Source organism: Lederbergia sp. NSJ-179, from assembly GCF_022867885.1.
GTDB lineage: Bacteria > Bacillota > Bacilli > Bacillales > Bacillaceae_C > Lederbergia.
The window spans coordinates 143,702-165,830 of record NZ_JALIFP010000004.1; the positions used below are offsets into that span (position 1 = coordinate 143,702).

Annotated in this window: 18 protein-coding genes; 10 read left to right on the forward strand and 8 right to left on the reverse strand. The window is 38.0% G+C overall.

Going from position 1 to position 22,129, the window contains the following annotated elements:
• The first annotated feature begins 11 nt into the window (after nucleotides 1–11).
• Both MUB24_RS04960 and MUB24_RS04965 read left to right on the forward strand, forming a co-directional pair.
• Nucleotides 12–425: a tetrahydrofolate dehydrogenase/cyclohydrolase catalytic domain-containing protein gene (locus MUB24_RS04960; RefSeq protein WP_244702010.1), complete on the forward strand. Its 414-nt coding sequence runs from the start codon at nucleotides 12–14 to the stop codon at nucleotides 423–425.
• Between the two features lie 68 nt (nucleotides 426–493).
• Nucleotides 494–961: a CarD family transcriptional regulator gene (locus MUB24_RS04965; protein ID WP_244702012.1), complete on the forward strand. Its 468-nt coding sequence runs from the start codon at nucleotides 494–496 to the stop codon at nucleotides 959–961.
• A gap of 96 nt (nucleotides 962–1,057) precedes the next feature.
• Here MUB24_RS04965 and MUB24_RS04970 read toward each other — a convergent pair whose 3' ends face one another.
• Nucleotides 1,058–2,809 (reverse strand): alpha-glycosidase, encoded by a 1,752-nt coding sequence (locus MUB24_RS04970; protein WP_244702014.1) that lies wholly within the window; start codon nucleotides 2,807–2,809, stop codon nucleotides 1,058–1,060.
• A 208-nt stretch (nucleotides 2,810–3,017) separates the two neighbouring features.
• Between MUB24_RS04970 and MUB24_RS04975 the strand changes: the two genes are divergently transcribed.
• From MUB24_RS04975 to MUB24_RS05010, 8 genes are all read left to right on the forward strand, one after another.
• Entirely contained in the window at nucleotides 3,018–4,613 is a 1,596-nt protein-coding gene (locus tag MUB24_RS04975; RefSeq protein WP_244702016.1) for an alpha-amylase family glycosyl hydrolase, read from the forward strand.
• A gap of 85 nt (nucleotides 4,614–4,698) precedes the next feature.
• Nucleotides 4,699–6,024, forward strand: a complete 1,326-nt coding sequence (locus tag MUB24_RS04980; RefSeq protein WP_244702017.1) for a sugar ABC transporter substrate-binding protein — start codon at nucleotides 4,699–4,701, stop codon at nucleotides 6,022–6,024.
• 61 nt (nucleotides 6,025–6,085) lie between these two features.
• A complete protein-coding gene (locus MUB24_RS04985) occupies nucleotides 6,086–7,462 on the forward strand; it encodes a sugar ABC transporter permease (RefSeq protein WP_313898423.1) in 1,377 nt (458 codons plus the stop codon).
• 5 nt (nucleotides 7,463–7,467) lie between these two features.
• Nucleotides 7,468–8,298 (forward strand): sugar ABC transporter permease, encoded by an 831-nt coding sequence (locus MUB24_RS04990; RefSeq protein ID WP_244702084.1) that lies wholly within the window; start codon nucleotides 7,468–7,470, stop codon nucleotides 8,296–8,298.
• A gap of 74 nt (nucleotides 8,299–8,372) precedes the next feature.
• Entirely contained in the window at nucleotides 8,373–9,392 is a 1,020-nt protein-coding gene (locus MUB24_RS04995) for a LacI family DNA-binding transcriptional regulator (protein WP_244702018.1), read from the forward strand.
• 229 nt (nucleotides 9,393–9,621) lie between these two features.
• Nucleotides 9,622–11,346, forward strand: coding sequence for an ABC transporter ATP-binding protein (locus MUB24_RS05000; protein WP_244702086.1), 1,725 nt, complete (start codon nucleotides 9,622–9,624; stop codon nucleotides 11,344–11,346).
• On the forward strand, nucleotides 11,343–13,160 hold the full coding sequence (locus MUB24_RS05005) for an ABC transporter ATP-binding protein (RefSeq protein ID WP_244702019.1): 1,818 nt from the start codon (nucleotides 11,343–11,345) through the stop codon (nucleotides 13,158–13,160). Before MUB24_RS05000 ends, MUB24_RS05005 begins: the two co-directional genes overlap by 4 nt.
• 372 nt (nucleotides 13,161–13,532) lie before the next feature.
• Complete coding sequence (locus MUB24_RS05010; protein WP_244702020.1) at nucleotides 13,533–14,813, forward strand: MDR family MFS transporter; 1,281 nt, start codon at nucleotides 13,533–13,535, stop codon at nucleotides 14,811–14,813.
• On the opposite strand, the gene MUB24_RS05015 is transcribed toward MUB24_RS05010, so the two are convergent.
• The 7 genes from MUB24_RS05015 to MUB24_RS05045 form a co-directional block, all read right to left on the reverse strand.
• Nucleotides 14,805–15,086: a hypothetical protein gene (locus MUB24_RS05015; RefSeq protein ID WP_244702021.1), complete on the reverse strand. Its 282-nt coding sequence runs from the start codon at nucleotides 15,084–15,086 to the stop codon at nucleotides 14,805–14,807. The genes MUB24_RS05010 and MUB24_RS05015 overlap by 9 nt on opposite strands.
• Nucleotides 15,087–15,127: 41 nt before the next feature.
• Complete coding sequence (gene opp4A / locus MUB24_RS05020) at nucleotides 15,128–16,969, reverse strand: oligopeptide ABC transporter substrate-binding protein (RefSeq protein WP_244702022.1); 1,842 nt, start codon at nucleotides 16,967–16,969, stop codon at nucleotides 15,128–15,130.
• A 168-nt stretch (nucleotides 16,970–17,137) separates the two neighbouring features.
• The gene (locus tag MUB24_RS05025; RefSeq protein WP_244702023.1) at nucleotides 17,138–18,043 is read right to left on the reverse strand and encodes an ABC transporter permease; all 906 of its coding nucleotides are present in this window, start codon (nucleotides 18,041–18,043) and stop codon (nucleotides 17,138–17,140) included.
• Between the two features lie 27 nt (nucleotides 18,044–18,070).
• A complete protein-coding gene (gene opp4B / locus MUB24_RS05030) occupies nucleotides 18,071–19,033 on the reverse strand; it encodes an oligopeptide ABC transporter permease (RefSeq protein WP_244702024.1) in 963 nt (320 codons plus the stop codon).
• Between the two features lie 4 nt (nucleotides 19,034–19,037).
• The gene (locus tag MUB24_RS05035; RefSeq protein WP_244702025.1) at nucleotides 19,038–19,973 is read right to left on the reverse strand and encodes an ABC transporter ATP-binding protein; all 936 of its coding nucleotides are present in this window, start codon (nucleotides 19,971–19,973) and stop codon (nucleotides 19,038–19,040) included.
• Entirely contained in the window at nucleotides 19,960–20,976 is a 1,017-nt protein-coding gene (locus MUB24_RS05040; RefSeq protein WP_244702026.1) for an ABC transporter ATP-binding protein, read from the reverse strand. Before MUB24_RS05040 ends, MUB24_RS05035 begins: the two co-directional genes overlap by 14 nt.
• A gap of 699 nt (nucleotides 20,977–21,675) precedes the next feature.
• Nucleotides 21,676–21,819 (reverse strand): lmo0937 family membrane protein, encoded by a 144-nt coding sequence (locus MUB24_RS05045; RefSeq protein WP_244702027.1) that lies wholly within the window; start codon nucleotides 21,817–21,819, stop codon nucleotides 21,676–21,678.
• Between the last annotated feature and the right edge of the window lie 310 nt (nucleotides 21,820–22,129).

The window sequence follows — 22,129 nt, forward strand, 5'->3', positions numbered from 1 at the left end:
AGGGGATGTCGATGAACACAATCATTTTAGATGGTAAAGTCGTTGCCCAAGAAATAAAAAACGACTTAAAGAAACGAATTGGAGCACTAACGGAAAAAGGTATAGTGCCGTGTCTTGCAACTATTTTAGTTGGTAATAACCCTGCATCAGAGACTTATGTAAAGATGAAGGGGAATGCCTGTAGAAGTATTGGGATGAAATCTATTCGGATTCAACTACCAGAAGAAATGGATACACAGGGATTAATTAAAGCAATTGAAGATTTAAACAATGATGATTCTGTTCACGGAATACTACTTCAACACCCAGCACCTTTTCACCAACCTATTAAGAGAGCCCTTTTGCAACGTGAGAGCATTTTAATCAATTTTTTTGCAAAAAGACAACCTTTTACAGTTGACTGTGATTATTTTAATATGTTATAGTAATAAATTTGCATATTTTTCGATTGAGTGGTATCATAAGAATAGAATGAATACAGGAGTGGATCATTTTGTTTGATATAGGTGACAAGGTATTTTATCCAATGCACGGAGCAGGGGTTGTTCAAGCGATTGAAATGAAAGAAATGCAGGGTCACATGGTGGAATATTGTGTTATTACTATTCCGATTACCAAATTAAACATTATGTTGCCACGGGAGAATTTAGTTAAAACTGGCATCCGGTCTGTGGTTGATCTTCAAACAGTGAGAAGTATTGTTGCTAATTTTCATGATGAAAAACCAATCAGTGATTTGCCATGGAAACAACGATATAAGCAAAATTTGGAGCTGCTTAAAACAGGAGAAATGGAAAATTCTGCTCAAGTTGCACAAGATTTATTGTATCGTCAAAAGGAAAAACCGCTGAACTCAACAGAAAAGCAACTGCTAAATGAAGCCCATAAAGCGCTGGTCAGTGAAATCAGTATTATCAAGGATATTTCTGCGGAGCAAGCGGACGAATTATTACAAGCTTAATATCGATTTAAAAACCCCTTCTACTATTCCATTTTTAGAAGGGGTTTTAAATTTATCCGTAAATCTTTGGTGTCATTTTTAAAATCCGAGGGAGTATCAATTGCTAAATTGCAATATAGAAAATCCTTTTGCTTCCAATTGTACCTGTTTATCGTGTACCCTTTTTCCATTCCATAAATCAATGGGAGTTTGTCTATTGAAAAGAGCAGGAATTTGGAATGATTCCGCTTGCTTGGACAAATTAAAAATTACAAGGATTTTCTTATCTTCCTTCTCTTTCGCAAACGCAAAACAATTTGAATTTGTCTCCACAGGTAAAAAAGAAAGATCCCCTTCATTCGCAAGTAAAGGCTGATTTTTGCGAAGAGCGATTAACTTTTGAACATGTTCAAGCATGTGATGATCTTGTTTATCTTCTTCCCATATCATACATTTTCTACAACCAGGGTCTCCGCCGCCATCCATCCCAATTTCATCTCCGTAATAAAGGCATGGTGTGCCTATAAATGTTAAAAGGAATGTCAAAATTTGCCGAACCTTTCGCTTGTCTCCAGAACACTCATTCAAAACTCGAGGGGTATCATGGCTACCAACTAAATTGAATGCGCTTGCATTTATGGAAGAGGGATACCTATGAATAACCGATGTCATACTCTCAACAAAATGTTTACAGTCAATGGTTTCTTTAGCAAATAAATCAAGGATATTTCGGGTAAAGGGATAATTCATAACGGCATCAAACTGATCCCCACGCAGCCAAGGCATCGCATCATGCCATATTTCACCAAGGATATATAGATCTGGCTTTATCCCTTTTACAACACGGCGAAAATCTCTCCAAAATGCATAATCTACTTCATTTGCCACATCAAGTCTCCAACCATCAATATCAAATTCTTCCACCCAATAACGACCGACATTCAATAAATAGTTTCTTACCTCTTGATTTTGCGTATTTAACTTTGGCATAAAAGGTGTGAAGGCAAAGGTATCATAATTTGGCATGGGTTCAAAGGATAACGGAAACTCCCGGATATGAAACCAATCTTTATATTTGGAAGCCTGTCCCTTTTCAACCACATCCTGAAATGGTGGGAAATAAAAGCCTGAATGATTAAAAACGGCATCAAGCATCACTTTTATCCCATTGTCATGGCAAACTTTCACCAATTGTTTCAGCGTTTCCTTGTCACCGAATTGCGGGTCGATCTCTAAATAATCAATGGTATCATACTTATGATTGGAATAAGCCTTGAAAATGGGTGTGAAATAGATTCCTGTAATTCCAAGATCGTTTAAATAGGAAATATGATCGATCACCCCTTGCAAATCTCCACCAAAAAAATTATCTGCCTTTGGTTCACTACTTCCCCATTCAAGCGTTTCTTTGGGATCGTTTTCAAGATTCCCATTAGCAAATCGTTCAGGGAAAATTTGATACCATACTGTATCCTTTACCCATGATGGTGGTTGAAAAGCATCAGATGCATGGACGAAAGGTACCGCAAAGTAGAAAGCTACATCCTTTGGTTTTCGGTTCGAAAATCCACCTTCTCCAAAATAAATCTTGTCTACTCCATCATTAAGCTCAAATCCATAGCGAAGCCGACGGTAAGGTGGCTTGATCACAACTTGCCAATAATCGAAAAACTGATCTGTCCCCGTTTTTCTCATAAGCGTTTTCACATTTCGCCATTCTTTGTTTGACCAATCGTAAGGATCCCCATAAATAAGTTTGATGCCTTCACAGTCTTCCTTTTGTGTTTGAATCATTATATTTACGCTATTATCAGCGCAAACGTATGCATAATTATCTATCGGTCTATGTATGATAGAATGTTTATTCACTTCTTCTCCTCCTTTGATTATTGTCTATTCAACTATAATGTAGACCATGTTTCGAACATTTGTCAACGATAAACTATAAAAGTTTCTAATAGAAAACTATTGACAGAATTTGCAAATCAAATATAATTATAGGCAAATCAATGAAATCGTTTGCGCAAACCTTATTACAATTGATTTTACTTAGAATGGCTGTCAAGGAGTTGGTAAAGTGAACTTTCCTAGTCCGAAAAGAGTAACTCTGATCCTTGTCATCTTTTCAATCCTCTTTATGACTGGGTGCTCCGAAATTGAAAAACCAACATTTCAACCTGAAAAGAGAGAAATGCAAAGTATAAAGCCAAATGGCGTATACTATGAAATCTTTGTTCGGTCTTTCGCGGATTCCAATTCGGATGGGATTGGTGATTTGAAAGGAGTGACGGAAAAACTAGATTACTTAGCTGATTTAGGGATTGAAGGGATTTGGTTGATGCCTGTTCATCCATCGCCAAGCTATCATGGTTATGATGTAACTGATTATTTAGATATTCATCCTGACTATGGAAGTTTAGAAGACATGAAAGAATTTGTTAAGCAAGCTCATAAAAGGGATATAAATGTCATCATAGATTTGGTGATCAATCATACTAGCAATCGACATCCATGGTTTCAGAAGGCCTCAACAGATGACCCAAAATATAAGGACTACTATGTGTGGTCGAATGAAAATACGAATCTTCTAGAAACAGGAGAATGGGGACAGAAAGTATGGCATGGTTCTGGGAAAGAAAAATATGAAGGAATCTTCTGGGATGGTATGCCGGATCTGAATCTTGATTCCGCAAAAGTAAGGGAAGAAATCATTGACATAGCCACTTTTTGGTTGGAAGATGTCCAAGTAGATGGATTTAGACTGGATGCGGCAAAACATATTTATTCCCCCTCTGATAGTGAACATCCTGAAGAAAAAAATCATCAATGGTGGCGGGAATTTCGGCAAGAGATGGAACAAATAAATCCCGATGTGATGTTGGTTGGGGAAGTTTGGGATGCAGCGACTGTCGTTGCACCTTATTTAGATGATGGATTAACATCTGCTTTTAATTTTGATTTGTCAGAAAAAATATTGGAATCTGTCCAATCCGAAAAGGACGCTGGAATCGTTTCTTCTCTAGTAAGAACGAGGGAATATTTCCAGAAAATATCTAATGGAAAATTTATCGATTCTACTTTTATCACAAACCATGACATGCCTCGAGTCATGACAGAGGTCAAAGGGAATGAAGATCATGCAAAAATGGCGGCTTCATTACTACTAACCCTTCCTGGAAATCCATTTATCTACTATGGGGAAGAAACGGGACTTGAGGGTTCGAAGCCTGATGAAGAAATCAGAGAACCATTTATCTGGTCAAATGATAAAAATGCCTCCGAACAAACAAATTGGAGAGTGATCAAACATAACAAAGATATGCAGAAAAAATCAGTGGAATCTCAAGTAAAAGACGTAAACTCAATGTTCAATCATTATCGGAATATGATTCAGGTGCGTAGATCCCATCCAGCTTTAATCAAAGGTGAGATTGAAAGCGCTTTGACAAAACAGTCGGGAATGGTCATTTTTAAACGCATGACGGAAGAGAGCTCCATTCTTGTCCTTCATAATCTAACGAAACAAAATCAAAATGTTTTTTTACATGAAAAGGAGAGCGTTTACTCTAAATTATATGATCAAACAAATGAGCAAGCAGAAGTGAAAAAAGAGGAGGGGAAGGTGAAGATCATGTTGCCGCCATACTCAACGATTATTTTAGAAGAAAAATAGTGGGAATTTAGTTAGTAACAATCTAGATGGACTTCATTCCATCAGATGTTTCTATAAAAAATATATAAAAAAGGTGGGAATATCATTGAAAAAACTTATTTATCTAGCATTTATTTCTATGTTAGTGTTCATGCTTGCTGCTTGTAGTAAGCCAGGAAGTACGAAAGAAAAAAATGGTCAAGATTCTGGCCAACAGAAGGAAACAGAAGAAAATGCACCAGCGGAAACCGCCAAGTTGGAGCCTGAAGAGGGAGCTGAATTAATTGTTTGGGGCAATGGGGATGAAGAAGGGGAATGGATCGAGTATGTTGCGGAGGAATTTACGAAGGAATTTGATATCCCAATCACATATGAAGATGTTACCCATACAGATGCTCCATCGAAACTACAGACAGATGGTCCGGCTGGTTTAGGTGGAGATGTATTTATGGGTCCGCATGACCATGTGGGAAACATGAATACAGCTGGACTTATCTATGATAATTATTTTGCAGATGAATATAAAGAGAGATTCATGGAAGGAGCCATTAATGGTGTTTCCGCTATGTCTGATGGTGAGATGACGACATTTGGTTATCCACTAGCGATTGAAACGACAGCCCTTTATTATAACAAAGATCTACTTGATGAAATGGGCTTTAAACCAGCAGAAACAATGGATGAATTGATAAAACAGTCAAAGGAATTTATGGAAAAACATCCAGGATCCTATGGATTTATGTTTCCGCCAAGTGATTTTTACTTTATGTATGGATTTGTTGGTGGAACCGGGGGTTATGTATTTGGAGATAATAATACCAACCCAGAAGATATCGGTTTAAATAATGAAGGGGCTGTGAAAGCGGCTGAATTGCTCACTCAGATTCATGATGAACTGTTGCCATTAAAGAAAGAAGATATTACACCAGATGTCATGACTTCCTACTTTGATGAAGGTAAACTCTTATATTATATCTCTGGTCCATGGGCATTGAAGGGGCATCTTAATGCAGGAGTAAATTTTGGGGTAAAAACAATGCCAACATTAGAGAATGGACAAGTGCCAACGACTTTTTCAGGAATCAAAGCGTTCTTCGTAAACTCGTATAGTGAATATCCAAAAGCCGCTACACTATTTGCGCAATATGCGACAAGTGATGAAATGTTATTAAAACGCTATGAGATGACAAGCCAATTACCTCCTTCCAATGCATTGCTAGAAAACAAGACAATCAAGGAAGACCCTAATATGTTGGCTTTCTTAGAGCAGTCTCAATATTCTGTTTCGATGCCAAATATCCCTGAAATGCAACATGTGTGGGGTGCTATGGAGGTGGCATTCACAGCTATTTGGAATGGCGAAGCAGAAATACAAGATGCATTAGATAAAGGGGTACAACAAATCAAAGATAGCATTAAGTCACAGCAGTAAACAAAAGGGCTGAGCTAATACCCTAGATGTGTTGGCTCAGCATTGAAATGGAGGGGACAATATGAATGCATCATTACAAGAGGTAAAAAGACCAGACAGCAAGATGCCTGGGACTCCTTCGAAAAAAGGACCGTTTTCTAAACCTGTTAGAGCAGCCCTTTTATCCACTTTATTTATGGGATTGGGGCAAATCTATAATAGGCAATTTATAAAAGGATTGGGTTTTTTGGTTGTAGAAGCTTATCTACTCATCTTTTGGACCGTGCCTTTTCAGTGGGCGATGTGGGGATTAACGACACTTGGAGATACGCCACAATCCCGAAAAGGCTTTGAAATTGCTCAGGGAGACCATTCTATTTTTCTCTTAATCGAAGGAATCTTATTCTTGATTTCTTTCCTACTTTTACTATGGTTTTATTATTTGAATATTCGAGATGCGTATAAGGTAGCGAAGAAAAAGGAAATGGGTATACGACCGAATAATGCAAAACAGATGTTTAAGAATATTTGGGAAAATGGATTTCCTTATTTGTTATTAACGCCATCGGTATTGTTTACTTCATTCTTAACAATTTTGCCTTTATTATTTGGGATCTTGATCGCCTTTACGAATTATTCCGCTCCTAATCATTTGCCTCCAAAACATTTGGTTGATTGGGTCGGTCTTGGTACGTTTGTGAAGCTGTTTCAAATGAAGACTTGGAGTACAACCTTTTACGGCGTGTTTGGCTGGACGGTTGTCTGGGCGATTCTAGCAACGATTACCACCTTTTTTATCGGTTTAATTTTTGCTGTATTGATTAGTCAAAAAAACATTAAGCTCAAGAAATTATGGAGAAGTATTTTTATTTTACCTTGGGCCATCCCACAATTTGTTTCTATTCTAATTATGCGTAACATCTTTAATGGGCAATTTGGTCCAATTAATCGAACATTAATGGATTTAGGGATTATCCATACAGCCATACCATGGTTGTCTGATCCATTGCTTGCAAAGATCACATTGGTTGTAGTCAATATGTGGTTTGGTTTTCCATTTTGGATGGTATTGATGAGTGGAGTTATGACCAATATTGATAAAGAATTATATGAGGCAGCAGAAGTGGATGGAGCTTCCTCCATGCAAAAGTTTTGGAAAATTACGATGCCATTGATTATGTTTTCAACTGCACCACTGGCCATTATGCAATTTGCTGGAAATTTCAATAATTTTAACTTGATTTATTTGATGACACAAGGTGGTCCAGTTAATACAAATTACACCTATGCAGGTTCAACGGATATTCTGATTAGTTGGATTTATAAACTAACACTTGACAATAATCAGTTTGCTGTTGCATCAGCTGTTTCCATATTAATTTTTATTGTGATTGCCACTTTCTCCATTATTAATTTTAGAAATACTAGAGCGTTCAAAGAGGAGGATATGATGTCATGATGAACATGTCCTTAAGAAAAAAATTAACGAATGGTTTGATTTATGCCATCCTAGTCATTACCGCTATTTTTGTCTTATATCCTGTTATTTGGGTGATTACTGGATCAATGAATCCCGGGGACTCCCTCTTTTCTACAAGACTTATCCCGGATTCACTGTCCTTTAAACACTATACTTATCTATTTCAGGAAACAGATTATTTAATTTGGTATAAAAATACCTTGAAAATAGCCTTTTGGAATATGGTAATTTCTACCGTATTAGTCGTAACCGCCGCTTATGCTTTTTCAAGGTTTCGTTTTCCAGGAAGAAGACAGGGATTAATGACGATGCTTGTGTTGCAAATGTTCCCAGGCTTTATGGGCATGATTGCGATTTATATCTTGCTTTTGCAATTGGATTTACTTGATAATCATTGGGGACTCATTTTGGTCTATGCAGGTGGATCTATTCCATTTGGGGCATGGTTGGTGAAAGGTTATTTTGATGGTTTGCCCCGGAGCTTGGAAGAAGCGGCAAAAATTGATGGGGCGAGTCATGTGAAAATCTTTTATAAAATTATGATGCCTTTATCCAAACCAATTCTTGTTTTCATCGCTGTCAATAATTTTATTGGCCCTTGGATGGATTTTATCTTTGCCAGACTTGTACTGCGCACAAGTAGCAAAAAGACATTAGCCATTGGTCTATTTGAAATGGTAACAGGAAGAGGAAATACAGAATTTACAACATTTGCTGCTGGAGCTGTATTAGTTGCTTTACCCATCACCATCATGTTCTTTATTTTCCAAGACCATTTGGTAGAAGGCTTGAAAGCAGGGGCCAATAAAGGATAAAGAAAATAGGGGACACGGAAAGGAGCTTATTGTATTATATTTCTAACCAGAAAGAAAATGAAAGCAGGGGTAACATGTCCGTAACGATTAAAGATGTTGCCAAACATGCCAATGTTGCTCCATCTACTGTTTCAAGAGTCATTGCTGATAATCCGAGGATTAGTGATGAAACGAAAAAGAGGGTAAGGAAAGCAATGAAGGAACTTGGATACCATCCTAATCTCATTGCAAGAAGTCTTGCTAATCAATCAACTAGCGTCATTGGCTTAGTGATGCCTGAATCGGCTGATGTTATTTTTCAAAATCCTTTCTTTTCAAGCGTGCTTCAGGGACTCAGTGCCAGTGCTTATGAAAAGACATATGCTTTACAAATGACAACCGGGAAAACAAAGGACGAAATTTTTCAAGAGGTTGTGCAAATGGTGCAGGGGAGAAGAGTAGATGGACTTGTGTTATTAAATTCACATGTCGAAGATCGCTTAATGTCCTATTTAATGAATTGCGGGTTTCCGTTTGTTGTTGTCGGAAAGCCTTATAAGAATGAGGACCAAATCACTCATATCGACAATGATAATTTTCGAGCATCCAAGGAGGCAACAGAATATCTGTTAGGATTACATCATGAAAGGATTGCTTTCATCGGAGGAAATCGTGATTTGGTCGTGACCGTGGACCGTTTGCTAGGGTATGAGAAGGCATTGAGAGAGGCTGGCATCGAACTTCGCGATTCGTATATTGTCCATGCAGAGTTCTTAAAAGAAGGAGGTCAAGAGGCAATCGATGAACTATTAAAGCTAGATGATCCCCCTACAGCATTAGTCGTAACAGATGATTTAATGACATTGGGTGTACTGCATATGCTCGATAAAATGGGGATTTCAGTCGCCAAGCAAATGTCGATTGTCAGCTTTAATAATGTTTTTCTCGCACAGATGACCCAACCTCCGTTGACATCAGTAGATATTAATATTTTCTCATTAGGCTATGAAGCAGCGAAAAATCTTATCCTTAAAATTGAGAATCCGAAAGAACCGGTAAAAAGGATTATTATTCCGCATCAATTGGTGATACGCTCATCTTGTGCAGCTCTTTGAAAATGGATTTGAAAAGAAGTCTCTCAGTCAAAACTAGAGAGGCTTTTTTTCATAAAAGGAAATAAGGATGGGAGACTTCTCTAATTGAACAGGAACCTATAAAATTCCACCTTTGGGCAGGCTTCTAAACTTCCATATAAAATAGTTGCGAGGTAAATTTTTCTCCACAAAATGATTGACCAATTAGAAAATAAACCATACCATTAGATTAGAATTTTATGAGGAAGTGATTGTAAACGTGTTCAGGCATTTGAAGTCATACCGCTGGCAGATTAGTGCCGTTATTTTTTTAACATTAGCTGGCATTCTATTAGAATTGCTTTTGCCAACCTTAATGGCGAATGTGGTCGATAACGGGATTGTGAATGGGAATATCCCTTATATCATCAAGACTGGCTTATGGATGATTGTGGCAGCGTTGGTCGCTGTTGTGATTACAGTCGGAGTATCTTATTTTGCTTCGAAAACAGCCCAAGGGTTTGGCCGGGATGTACGGAAGAGTTTATTTGTACAGGTAGAGGATTTTTCCTTGCACGCCTTTGATAAAATTGGACCGGCTTCCTTAATTACAAGGTCTACGAATGATGTGAAGATCGTACAAGATGTGTTAAATATGGTGTTACGGATGATGACTCGAGCTCCGTTAATGCTTGTGGGCGGAATTATTCTTGCGGTATCAAGGGACCCAGGGTTATCACTTGTTTTTCTAGGGGCCTTACCCGTTTTAGTGTTGATGATATTCATCATTTCAAGAAAAGCGATCCCCCTTTTCGTATCCTTACAAAAAAAGACAGATCGTCTCAATCTTATTGTTCGGGAAAATTTAACGGGGGTTCGGGTTGTCCGCGCTTTTAATAAAGTCGATTTTGAGAAACAAAGATTCAATCAAGCGAATGCAGATTTTCGTGATACGGGAATTAAAGTCAATCAACTGATGGCTGTATTGTTTCCGGTTATGATGATTATCATGAATTTTACCAATATCGCTATCGTTTGGTTTGGGGCCATTCGTATTGACGAAGGGATCATGCAAGTTGGAAATTTGATGGCCTTTTTGCAATACGCGATGATGATTCTCATGTCTCTTGTCATGCTTTCGATGGGATTTATTATGATTCCGCGGGCACAAGCCTCCGTCAAAAGAATAAATGAAGTGCTCGATATGGATAAAGAAATTAAAGATCCTCCAACAGCAAAAACATCCGAGTCCCATGGACAAGTGGAGTTTCGGGATGTGACCTTTCGCTATGAAGGGGCAGAGAAGCCCGTCTTACATCATCTTTCCTTTCAAGCGAATCCCGGGGAAACGACTGCGATTATTGGGAGTACAGGGACGGGGAAATCAACCTTGCTTAAATTAATTCCCCGCTTTTATGATGTGGAAGAAGGAGCGGTTTTGATTGATGGAGTAGATGTTAGGGAAATGTCGCAAACAGATCTACGTCAAAAAATCGGCTATGTCCCCCAAAAAGCGACCTTATTTAGTGGTTCGATTGCTGAAAATCTGCAATTTGGCAAGGAAGAGGCGACAGAGGATGAAATGAAGGAGGCGCTAGAGATCGCCCAAGCTTCCGATTTTATTTTCAAACAAGAGGAAGGGCTTGCTGCTAAGGTAGAACAGGGGGGAGCCAATTTCTCAGGCGGTCAGAAGCAACGGCTTTCCATTGCACGGGCGCTGATTCGGAAGCCGGAAATTTATTTATTTGATGACAGTTTTTCGGCATTGGATTATAAAACAGATGCTAAATTAAGGGCTAGTCTAAGTCGAGTACAAGGGGAAAGTACCATTATTATGGTCGCGCAAAGGGTGAGCACGGTCATTCAAGCAGATCAAATCATTGTATTGAATGATGGAGAAATTGCGGGGATTGGGACTCATGATGAATTATTAGCAGATAATGATATTTATCGTGAAATTGCCGCATCACAAGGAATCGGGGTGGAAGGGGCATGAGTAAGCGTAGACGTGGTCTTGGGACAGGAGCTAGAGGAATGCAAGGGGAAAAACCAAAGGAATTTAAAAAAACACTCTTCCGATTAAGTGCTTATTTAAAGCCCCGGAAAGTCTCAATCATCCTTGTGGCGATTGCCGCTATTTTTGCGACCCTATTTAATGTTGTGAGTCCGAAGTTTCTAGGGGATGCCACCTCTTCTATCTTTGCTAGTATGAAAGATGGCATTGGCGTCGATTTTCCTTTTTTAGCAAAAATAGTATTTATCCTGCTAGGACTCTATATTTTATCTGCAATTTTTTCCTATTTCCAGCAGTTTATGATGGCAGGAATCTCGCAAAAAACGGCAGCAGAGCTGCGGAAAGAGGTCAATGAAAAATTAACGCGTCTGCCGCTTCGATATTACGATCAGCATTCACATGGGGATATCTTAAGTCGGGTGATTAATGATATTGATAATATTAATAATTCGATTCAACAGGCGTTATCCCAACTAATTACCTCTTCGATCATGATCATCGGAACGATCATCATGATGCTTTGGATCAGTCCTTTACTTACGTTGGTAGTGCTCATTACATTTCCTTTAAGCGCCGTAGTTGTTCAAGTAGTGGCTTCCCGCTCACAAAAGCATTTCACCAATCAGCAAAAGGAACTTGGGAATGTGAATGGTCATATTGAAGAGATGTTTTCAGGTCATCAGGTTGTCAAAGGTTTTGGCTATGAAAAAAAGGCGATTCGTGACTTTGATCAAATGAATGACCGACTTTATGAATCAAGCTGGAAAGCTCAGTTTATTAGCGGAATTATGATGCCGCTTATGACCTTTGTTGGGAATCTGGGTTATGTGTTTGTTAGTATTGTCGGGGGAATTCGTGTGTTAAGCGGGAATATTCAAGTAGGGGATGTACAAGCCTTTATTCAGTATTCTCAACAATTTTCACAACCGATGGCACAGGCGGCTGGGATTGCCAATATGATTCAAACGGCCCTTGCCTCGGCGGAACGAATTTTCACTCTTTTGGATGAGGAAGAGGAAAGGGAAGAGAAACCGGCTAAGATGAAACTTGCTCAGGTAGAGGGACGAATCGGCTTTGAACATGTTCAATTTGGATATGAGCAGGGGCAATTGATTATCCGGGATTTAACCCTTGAAGTAGAATCAGGGCAAACCATTGCGATTGTAGGCCCAACTGGGGCTGGGAAAACGACGATCATCAATCTTTTAATGAGATTTTATGAAATTGATCAGGGGAAAATCACGATTGATGGACGGAGTCTCTCAGAATTATCAAGGAAGCAGGCAAGATCTTTGTTTGCCATGGTGCTTCAGGATACGTGGCTATTTAAAGGAACGATCCGTGAAAATATTGCCTATGGTCGAGAAGGGGCTAGTGAAGAAGAGATTGTCCATGCTGCCAAAAGTGCGTATGCGGATGAGTTTATCCGTACATTGCCTGATGGCTATGAAACCATTCTTGGGGAAGATGCAACGAATATCTCGCAGGGACAACGACAATTGATCACGATTGCTCGTGCGATTTTAGCGGATCCGAAAATTCTCATTCTTGATGAAGCGACAAGCAGCGTCGATACAAGAACAGAAATGAATATTCAAAAGGCGATGAATAAGCTGATGGAAGGACGAACGAGTTTCGTGATTGCCCATCGACTCTCCACGATTCGCGATGCCGATCTGATTTTAGTCATGCATGAAGGAGATATCATTGAAAAGGGAACACATGCCGAATTGATCAAACAAAATGGATTTTATTCGGATCTTTATCGTAGTCAGTTTGTGGGGGCAACGGGGTAGGCTATTTTTTCGTCACTTGAGAACAACACCCTCCAAGGCCATCGTTTCCGAAGCGACGGTCATGGTTTATTGGGGTGTGGTGAAGTATTTCAAACCAGACAATGATTGATGGATTGGGTTTTGCAACAAATATAAAGACTATAGACAACAGTTATTTCAATACTTTGTCTATAGTCTTTATTGTTATTTTATCAAGGGAATAAATGTTCTTTTTTTGAAGCACTCAAATTAGTTGGGTAATATCCTAGCTATTCATATTATTAGTATATATAAAAAATGATTTAAAGTCTACATTTTTTTGAGTTTTTCCATTATATTTAATTTACCGCAAGGTGAAATGTGGTAATAACTTCAAAAAGAAGGGGATTTCATTTGAAAATAAGCTCATGGGATACAAATTTAAAAATTCGGTTAACCGGAGAAACTTTATTTAATTTGTTGTATTGGATGTATTTTCCCTTTGTTACTGTCTACTTTAGTCAAGCTCTAGGAAATCATATTGCAGGAATACTTATGACAATTCCCCCTTTAATAAGTATATTGGGAAATATTGTTGGAGGTAACTTCGCTGATCGATTAGGACGACGATTTGTTATGCTAATAGGGGCATCTATACAAACAATTATGTTTTGTTTCTTTGCTTTATCAAATTCTCATTGGTTAAATTATTTGGCGTTTATTGGGATTGGATTAGGGGGGGCACTCTATGGTCCTGCTAGTGCCGCTATGGTGGCCGATTTAACACCTCAACAAGAAGGAAAACAAGTGTTTGCTATTTTTATTACTGCTAAAAATATTGGAGCAGTTTTAGGACCGGCTTTAGGTGCAGTCTTCTTCTTTCATTACCGAAGTGAACTGCTATGGACTTGTACAATTGTTATGCTTCTTTATTCAATTGTAATTTATTTAAAAATACATGAAACAATGCCCAACTATTCAAAACAGCAAGTTAATTTAAAATTAATTCCTAATTTGTTTAAAAAAGAGTGGAAAGGATATGGGGCGATTTTTCGTGATAAGATCTTTGTTCTATATATTTTGGGAGGGGCTTTTGCTGTAATAACTATTATGCAACTGGACTTATATTTGGCCATATATGTGAGTAAATATGTACCTTTGCAAAATCTACTTGCTTGGAATAACTGGTCTTATTCGCTCAACAGTAATGAGATCTTAGGATGGATGCTCGGTCTAAACGGGCTCTTGTTTGTTATATTTGTTATGCCTGTTACCAAATGGCTAAAAAAATGGACTGATCGTAACGTATTTATTCTTTCAGCAATTTTAGCTGGAGTAGGTATGTTTTTGGTTGGATTAACTACAAACATATGGATACTGTTTTTACTCACAATTATCTTTACTTTTGGAGAAATCATACGTGCGCCCGTAATAGATAATTTTGTAAGTGATTATGCTCCTGAAAATGCTAGAGGAAAATACATGGGGGCTTCGAGGTTACAGTTTACATTTGGCAGGTTTTTAGCTCCATTAACTGTATTCTTATCCGAATGGATTTCTCCAATAGGGGTATTTAGCGTAATATTATTTTTTGCATTAATTAGTGGATTACTGTATATAAAACTTTATAAAATCTATGATTCTTCTAAAGCAGGACAAACTTCTGAAATTTCTAAATCCAGCTCATTAGATTAAAAAATACTGATTGGGTATGGTTTCCTTGATGGCGTTATTGATCCAGCCTACTTGAATACTGCGGAATCCCAATCGTCCCATCAAAAAAACGTTTGTGAAACGTTCTTTTTGGGATGGGATCATCCTTTGTGCCATGCTCAATAACACAAACATACCTAACCCAGATCCAATTTGAGAAGTATGAGAAATCAGATCATCTTTCTGTAGGGAAGTGTCGATCGTAACCCATACACTGGGCAAAAAAAAGAGGACATATGTCCTTACTTTGGACATCGTATCCTCTTTTATAGTTCGTTTAACAACGATTGCTCTTCTTATTTTTTATCAACAAACGGCTTGTCTTGAGTGACAGCAATGTCATAAAGTCGTAAGTCAGATGCCGGGTCAATTGAATAATTTATTACTCGGTTATTAACTGGAATTAATGCCGCCCGGTACACCGTAGGGAACATAGGAATTTCATCTACCATAAGTTGTTGCCATTCACTATAAATCCTTTTACGATATTCTATGTCCGCCGCTTCCTTGGAATTACCTTTAGCATATAAATCATCTGCTTTTTCACTTGTGAAACGTGTATAGTTAGCGGATGACTTACGACCGTGAATACCTTCTGGGTTTACATCCGTGCCTGTACCCCAAGCAGCTTGATAAATATCAATTTTTGGATCATCTGCTTCTAATCGGTCATAGAAGGAGTTCAACTCATGAAGTTTCCCATCTAAGAGCTCAACCTTTAGTCCTACGTTTTTCCATGATTGAATGTAGTAGTTTGCTAGTGGTTGTGCAGTATCATCACCCGACATAGAAGCAAAGTTAATGACAAGTTTTTCGCCCTCAGGAGTTTCACGGAAGCCATCACCATCTACATCTTTGTAACCAGCTTCGTCTAAAATTTTCTTTGCTTCATCTGGATCATATGTTGGTGTCTTAATTGAGTCATCATGGAAATCTTTAAAGAATGGAATGATTAGTGTTGTTGCATTCCAACGTAATCCATTGTAAAATTTCTTTCCAACTGCATCATTGTCTATCGCATACCACATAGCCCGACGTAGGTTCACATCTGACATTTTTTTATCTGGATCCATCACGTTCTCGTCTTTTTTCTTGTCAAAATGCCCTAGTTTAAACCCTATATAGGTAAAACTGTTATCGACCTGTCCTAACCATTCCACGTTAGACATGTCAGCAACATCTGGGAACTGGGCTGCTGGAAAACTATCGACCATATCAACCTTACCAGACTCAAGCTCTTTTATTACAGTTGATGGGCTGACAATTTTTGCCGTAACTTTATCAAGCTTTGGCTCACCCCGCCAGTAGTCCTCGTTTTTTACATAAGTAACAGATTCTCCAGGGACAATGCTTTCTACTTTATATGGTCCAATACCGATTGGGTTTTTACGAACTGCATCGGAAGCAGCCATGTCTTTTATTGGAATGTCTTTAAAAATATGTTTTGGTAATGCGTATGACCAAATTCCTCCCGTATACATGGATGGCCCTGTTTTATAATGAGTAATTTTCAACGTTTTGTCATCAACAATTTCTATACCTGAAATGCTATCTGCCTTGCCTTCATGGTATTCCTTCATACCGACAACATTTTCAAAATCCGCACCATAACGAATTCCAGCAGTGTCCTTATGACCGAGCACCTCATAGGCAAAAGCCCAGTCTTCTGCCGTAACAGGCTCTCCATCCTGCCAGTTTACACCATCTTTAATCTTTAAGGTAAATGTTAAACCATCGTCAGACACTTCATATGTTGCAGCACCATCGTTTGTGATCATGTAGTTTTCATCTGTGTCAAATAATGGTTCGTCAAACCACTTAATAAACTGAGCATCATAGGTATCTTGATAGAAATTATAGTTTAAAGTACCTTTAAATGAAGTACCTGCTACAACACCGTAATTGAGTTCACCATTTTCAATGGCTTCACCTTGGTTTGTCTTATCCATGCTAAAATCTTCAATGGAATAAGTGCCATCTTCACTTTTAGCATCCTTTTTTCCCGCTGTATTCTCCTTCTTATCGCCTGGCTTCTCCTTAGCATCCCCATCTGTATTATTGCCACTACAGGCTGCCAACGCTAGTGAGAGAACAAGCATTAAAGCAAATAAACACTTACTAAAACCTAGCTTTCTCATCCTTACTACCTCCCCTTTTTTAACCAAATGGTCATTTGTTGACTTAAACAATATACGTTAAGCCATTTTATACTCAACATCAATATAGATGTAGGTAATTAATTCATTATAATATAGTGTTTCCTTCCTACGCCTCACCTCCTAAAAGTATTTCAAATTGTCATTTACTTAACCTCTTCTTTGTCTAGCATCGGTTGCGCGTTTCAATGCCTGACCAACATTGTTGATACTTAGCATTAATAGTAGAATTAAGATAGATGCAGGAACCCAAACCCACCACCTATATTCTAGTGTTTGAGGGTTAGTTGCATAACTTAATAATGTTCCAAGACTTGGAGTGTCTTCAGGAAATCCAAACCCTAGAAAGGATAGTCCAGATTCCAAGCCAATATTTGCTGCAAAATTTAACGTCATTGTCACAATAATGAGTGAACTACAATTGGGCAAAAGATGCTTGAAAATAATTTTAATATTAGATGTACCCAATGTTTTAGATGCTTGTATATAATCAAGCTCCTTTTCCTGTAAAGCTTTAGACCTGATCAGACGTGCAATCCCCATCCATAAAAATGCTGTCATTATAAGGGAAAAATTCACTACGCTATATTTTGGAACAATCGCTACAAATACGATGACAATCATTGTAAATGGTAAGATTAGGAAAAAATCTAAAATTCGCATCATCATATTATCGATTTGGCCACCAAAGTATCCCGAAACTAATCCGAATACAATGCCAATGATTCCCGTCATAGCAGTTACGAGAATGGCTATCGAAAGTGAATTTCTTGTACCGATGATGAGCTGTCCAAATATGTCACGCCCCCCGTAATCCGTACCTAAAATGAATTCACTTGATGGTGGTTCGTGTATAGCAAGTAGATCCACTTTTACAATTTCATCTTGGTTAAGCACCAAGGATATCCCAAATACAAATAATATGATTAAAATCAAAAATATTAATGAAACAAGCGCCAATTTATCTCGAACAAGCTCACGCCACATAACATTCAAACCAGATGGGCTTTTAATTTCATTTGTTTGTACTTCCGCATTTGCTGTATTCGTCTCCATATCCTCACCTCACTGTTTGCCAATTATTTATTTAATACGAATACGTGGATCCACCAGACTTAATATAATATCTGATAGTAGCGCTCCAATTATGGATGCAAACCCAAATAATAGAGTAGTCGCTGTTACGACACTATAATCACGCAGCGTTATCGATTCCACTAACAGCTGACCCATGCCTGGATACCCAAAGATGTTCTCAATAAAAATGGATCCTCCTATTAAACCAGTAATCTCAAAACCCAAAAATGCAGCAATTGGTAAAAGTGAGTTACGAAAAATGTGTTGATTGTATACTCTTGTTTCTGAAGCTCCTTTCGCTCTGGCCGTTATAATAAAATCTTTTTGTTTTGTATCTACAATTTCGTTTCGTAAATACTGAATCGTACTATATGTTGTGATAAGTGCCATAGACAGTGATGGCAATAGTAAATGGTAGAATTTACTTAGCACATAATCAATACCTCCGGGTTCTACCCCAGGGGCAACACTGCCACTTGTTGGGAATAATTCTAACTTAAACCCAAAAAACCAAAGCATGACAAGCGCAAAAATAAATAATGGTGTTGCAAAGGATATATAGGTGTAGCCGGTAATCAATTGGTCTCGAAATGTATCGTTAAATCGCCCACTTGTTATCCCTAAGGGAATAGCGATTAAATAAGTCAGAATTAATGTTACAACAGACAACCAAAAGGAATTAGCAATTCTTTCCCCTAATAGTTCCGTAACCGGCATTTTAAATTGGTAGGATTCTCCAAAGTCCCCCTGCAATATGTTCCCTATCCATCTGCCATACTGCTGATACCATGGATCATTCCACCCCAATTGCTCGCGGAGTTCTGCTATTCTGTTTGGATCAACATCAGGTCCAGCCTTTCCGGATAATGCATCACCCGGCATCGCTTTTGCTAATACAAAGATAAAAATACTAAGCACAATTAGTTGAGGAATCATTATTAAAATTCGACGCAGTGAAAATTTCCACATATTATCAACCCTTCTCTGGCAAGGCCACCAAATGTGACTCTGAAACTTGCTGCAATTTATATGCTAGGCCTTCTTCATCAAAATAATCTTTATACGATTGTTCATACTCCGCACTTACTTCCTGACGGAACTTTAATAGTTCTTCACGTCTTTTCGGATCTATATCCGGTATCGCCGCTACTAATCGTTTCGTATAAATATGCAGAGGGTTATTGAATATCTCCTGTGTTTGCCCTTCCTCTACAAATCGTCCTTTATACATAACCCCTATTTGATCAGACACATGTCGAATAACTCCTAAATCATGGCTTACAAACAGATAGGTAAGATCAAGTTCTTTTTGTATTTCTTGCATGAAATTTAGAACCTGCGCTTGAACAGAAACATCCAATGCTGATACAGGTTCGTCCGCTATAATTAGCTTTGGCTTTAGAGCAATCGCCCTAGCAACCCCTATCCGTTGCCGTTGTCCACCCGAAAATTGGTGCGGATATTTAAGCATGCTCTCAGGACTTAACCCTACAAGTTCTAAAAGTTCCCTTACCCGCTTTTTCTCTTCGGCTTTTGATAAGTTTTCAAAATTACGAATCGGCTCAGCTATTATATCCAATACTCGTTTCTTAGGATTTAACGAAGAATAAGGATCCTGAAAAATCATTTGAATATCCTTACGTACAGTTGATTTTGCTTTTCTTAAACTATTGGTTATATCCTTACCCTCGAACGTAATTTTTCCAGATGTAATATGATTCAGTCCAATGATAGCTCGTCCCGTTGTTGTTTTGCCTGAACCTGATTCACCAACAAGACCGTACGTCTTCCCTTTTTCGAGGTTTAAAGAAACACCGTCAACCGCCTTGACATGCCCAACTGTCCGCCCGAAAATTCCACCTTTAATCGGAAAATGCACTTTCAGGTTTTCAACTTTAAGAAATGTCATGACGTTGTTCCTCCTTGGTTTCATCAGGGAAATGAAAATGCTTGTAACAGGTACAGCGCACTAAGTGCCCAGGTGATACCTCATGCAAAACAGGATTTTCTTCATGCTCTGATTGGTCGATCCATGGGATCCTTGAACTAAAACGACAGCCTTGACGTGGAAGGTTTTGCAATGACGGCACAATTCCCTGAATAACATGTAGTTTTGATTGATCCTTCTCTGCATTGGGTACTGAGTTTAATAAAGATCTAGTATATGGATGAAGCGGACTTTCAAATAGTGTATTAACATCAGCGATTTCAACGATCTGACCTGCATACATTACCGCTACCCTGTCTGCCATTTCTGCCACAACACCTAGGTCATGCGTGATTAATATAATTCCTGCATTCATATCGTTTTTTAAGTCTGTAAGTAAATCTAGAATTTGAGATTGTATCGTTGCATCCAGCGCCGTAGTCGGTTCGTCCGCGATTAGGATTTCCGGCTCATTTGCGATAGCGATAGCAATGATAACTCGTTGTCTCATTCCACCTGATAATTCATGTGGAAATTGGTTATACGTATGTTCGGGCCGTGGTATCCCCACTTTATTCAGTAATTCAATTACTTTTTCTTTCCGTTTGGATTTTGAAAGCATTCGATCATGTAAAAAGATCACTTCTCCAATCTGGTCCCCTATAATCATCAGTGGATTCAGTGCAGTTAGTGGATCTTGGAAAATCATCCCCATATTCTTTCCGCGCAGTTTGTTCATCTTAGTGCTAGAAATATTTGCAATATCATAGTCCCGATATAGAATGTTCCCCTCAATTTTCGCCCTAGTATGAAGCCCCATAATCGAAAAAGCAAGTGCACTTTTTCCACATCCTGATTCACCGACAATTGCCAGTACTTCATTCTTATTTAATGTTAAAGACACATCGTCTACAGCTGCGTAATAATTATCCTTTATCCGAAATTTTGTTTTCAGATTTTTGATTTGCAATAAATGTTCTGTCAAATTAACCCCCCCATTGGTTTCTATTAAAGACTATGGATAATTTTCCTAGTCCTTTATCTTCCTGTTTAAATATTCAAACAATTAGTCTTTAATTAAGTGAAATATGTGGTTGTGCATTATTTTGTAATAATTTTGTAATATACTGCCGATTTTTTAAATTATATATTATATTCTAATTCACGACAAGAATTTTTGTTTTTCCTGACTTTTACATCTAAAACAAACAAAAAATCCTTGAATAATAGAGATATTTGTAAAACCATTGTAATGTAAGTTTTTTACTGCAGTACATTCCACATACACCTTTAGCGTTTATTCACTCCAATCAATAAATTCAGACAACTTAAAGTAAGTCTTTTGAAATAGTATATTAAAATATTCTTTCAAGGTTTATAATATGTATTTTATAATAGAATTGAAAGCAATACAATAGCTTTTTTAGTTCCTAAATTTTTCCGTGCTTGATCAGTTAAAAGCGGTTTAGCTTTAAAGTGGTAAAGTGTCGGGATATCGTTTTATGAAATTTCTATCTTTATTTAGATACCTCGTATCGGTCGAATTCTGTATATTTATAAAATAAAATGTATTTATCTAGGGGATTATATTATATTAATATATCTAAACAGGCATGTCGGCATAGTAAAAAAAGAAAGAGGGGAGAATTGGTTTTTTACCGATTCTCCCCCATATTATTCCTTGCTATCCTGCTCGCCCTCTGAAAAGATTCACGATAAAAATAATGACAGCGACAACAAGTAAGATGTGAATAAGGGCGCCGCCGACTTTCGTAACCAGTCCTAGGATCCATAGCACAAGCAAAAGACCAATAATTGTCCAAAGCATTGGAAAACTCCTTTCCATTTATGTCTTTCTACATAATGTATCCATGTCCTTGTCATTAAAAACCTTGTTATTGAAACGGAAGAAGTAACGAATTGTTTTTGTATAACAATATAAATTCAACAAATAATAAAGTGAAACTTTATTCAGTGAGGTTTTTCTCCTCTCTCACTGATGAGAAGATCAAAGGCTACATTCGCGACGTCCTGTCGCAACTCTTTTGTGGCCAACATCGTGTTGGCCCGAACGAATCGGGGATTTACTTGTAGTTGATCCTCCACTCGCAATTCTTGTTTTTTCTCGAATACTTGAA

What these genes read in the sequence shown, in the direction of transcription:
- MUB24_RS04990 (WP_244702084.1), top strand. Translation starts at nt 7,468, where the DNA reads ATGTCCTTAAGAAAAAAATTAACGAATGGTTTGATTTATGCCATCCTA.
- MUB24_RS05005 (WP_244702019.1), top strand. Translation starts at nt 11,343, where the DNA reads ATGAGTAAGCGTAGACGTGGTCTTGGGACAGGAGCTAGAGGAATGCAA.
- opp4B (WP_244702024.1), bottom strand. Translation starts at nt 19,033, where the DNA reads ATGTGGAAATTTTCACTGCGTCGAATTTTAATAATGATTCCTCAACTA.
- MUB24_RS05035 (WP_244702025.1), bottom strand. Translation starts at nt 19,973, where the DNA reads ATGACATTTCTTAAAGTTGAAAACCTGAAAGTGCATTTTCCGATTAAA.
- MUB24_RS04995 (WP_244702018.1), top strand. Translation starts at nt 8,373, where the DNA reads ATGTCCGTAACGATTAAAGATGTTGCCAAACATGCCAATGTTGCTCCA.
- MUB24_RS05025 (WP_244702023.1), bottom strand. Translation starts at nt 18,043, where the DNA reads ATGGAGACGAATACAGCAAATGCGGAAGTACAAACAAATGAAATTAAA.
- MUB24_RS04985 (WP_313898423.1), top strand. Translation starts at nt 6,086, where the DNA reads ATGAATGCATCATTACAAGAGGTAAAAAGACCAGACAGCAAGATGCCT.
- MUB24_RS05045 (WP_244702027.1), bottom strand. Translation starts at nt 21,819, where the DNA reads ATGCTTTGGACAATTATTGGTCTTTTGCTTGTGCTATGGATCCTAGGA.
- MUB24_RS05015 (WP_244702021.1), bottom strand. Translation starts at nt 15,086, where the DNA reads ATGTCCAAAGTAAGGACATATGTCCTCTTTTTTTTGCCCAGTGTATGG.
- opp4A (WP_244702022.1), bottom strand. Translation starts at nt 16,969, where the DNA reads ATGAGAAAGCTAGGTTTTAGTAAGTGTTTATTTGCTTTAATGCTTGTT.
- MUB24_RS04960 (WP_244702010.1), top strand. Translation starts at nt 12, where the DNA reads ATGAACACAATCATTTTAGATGGTAAAGTCGTTGCCCAAGAAATAAAA.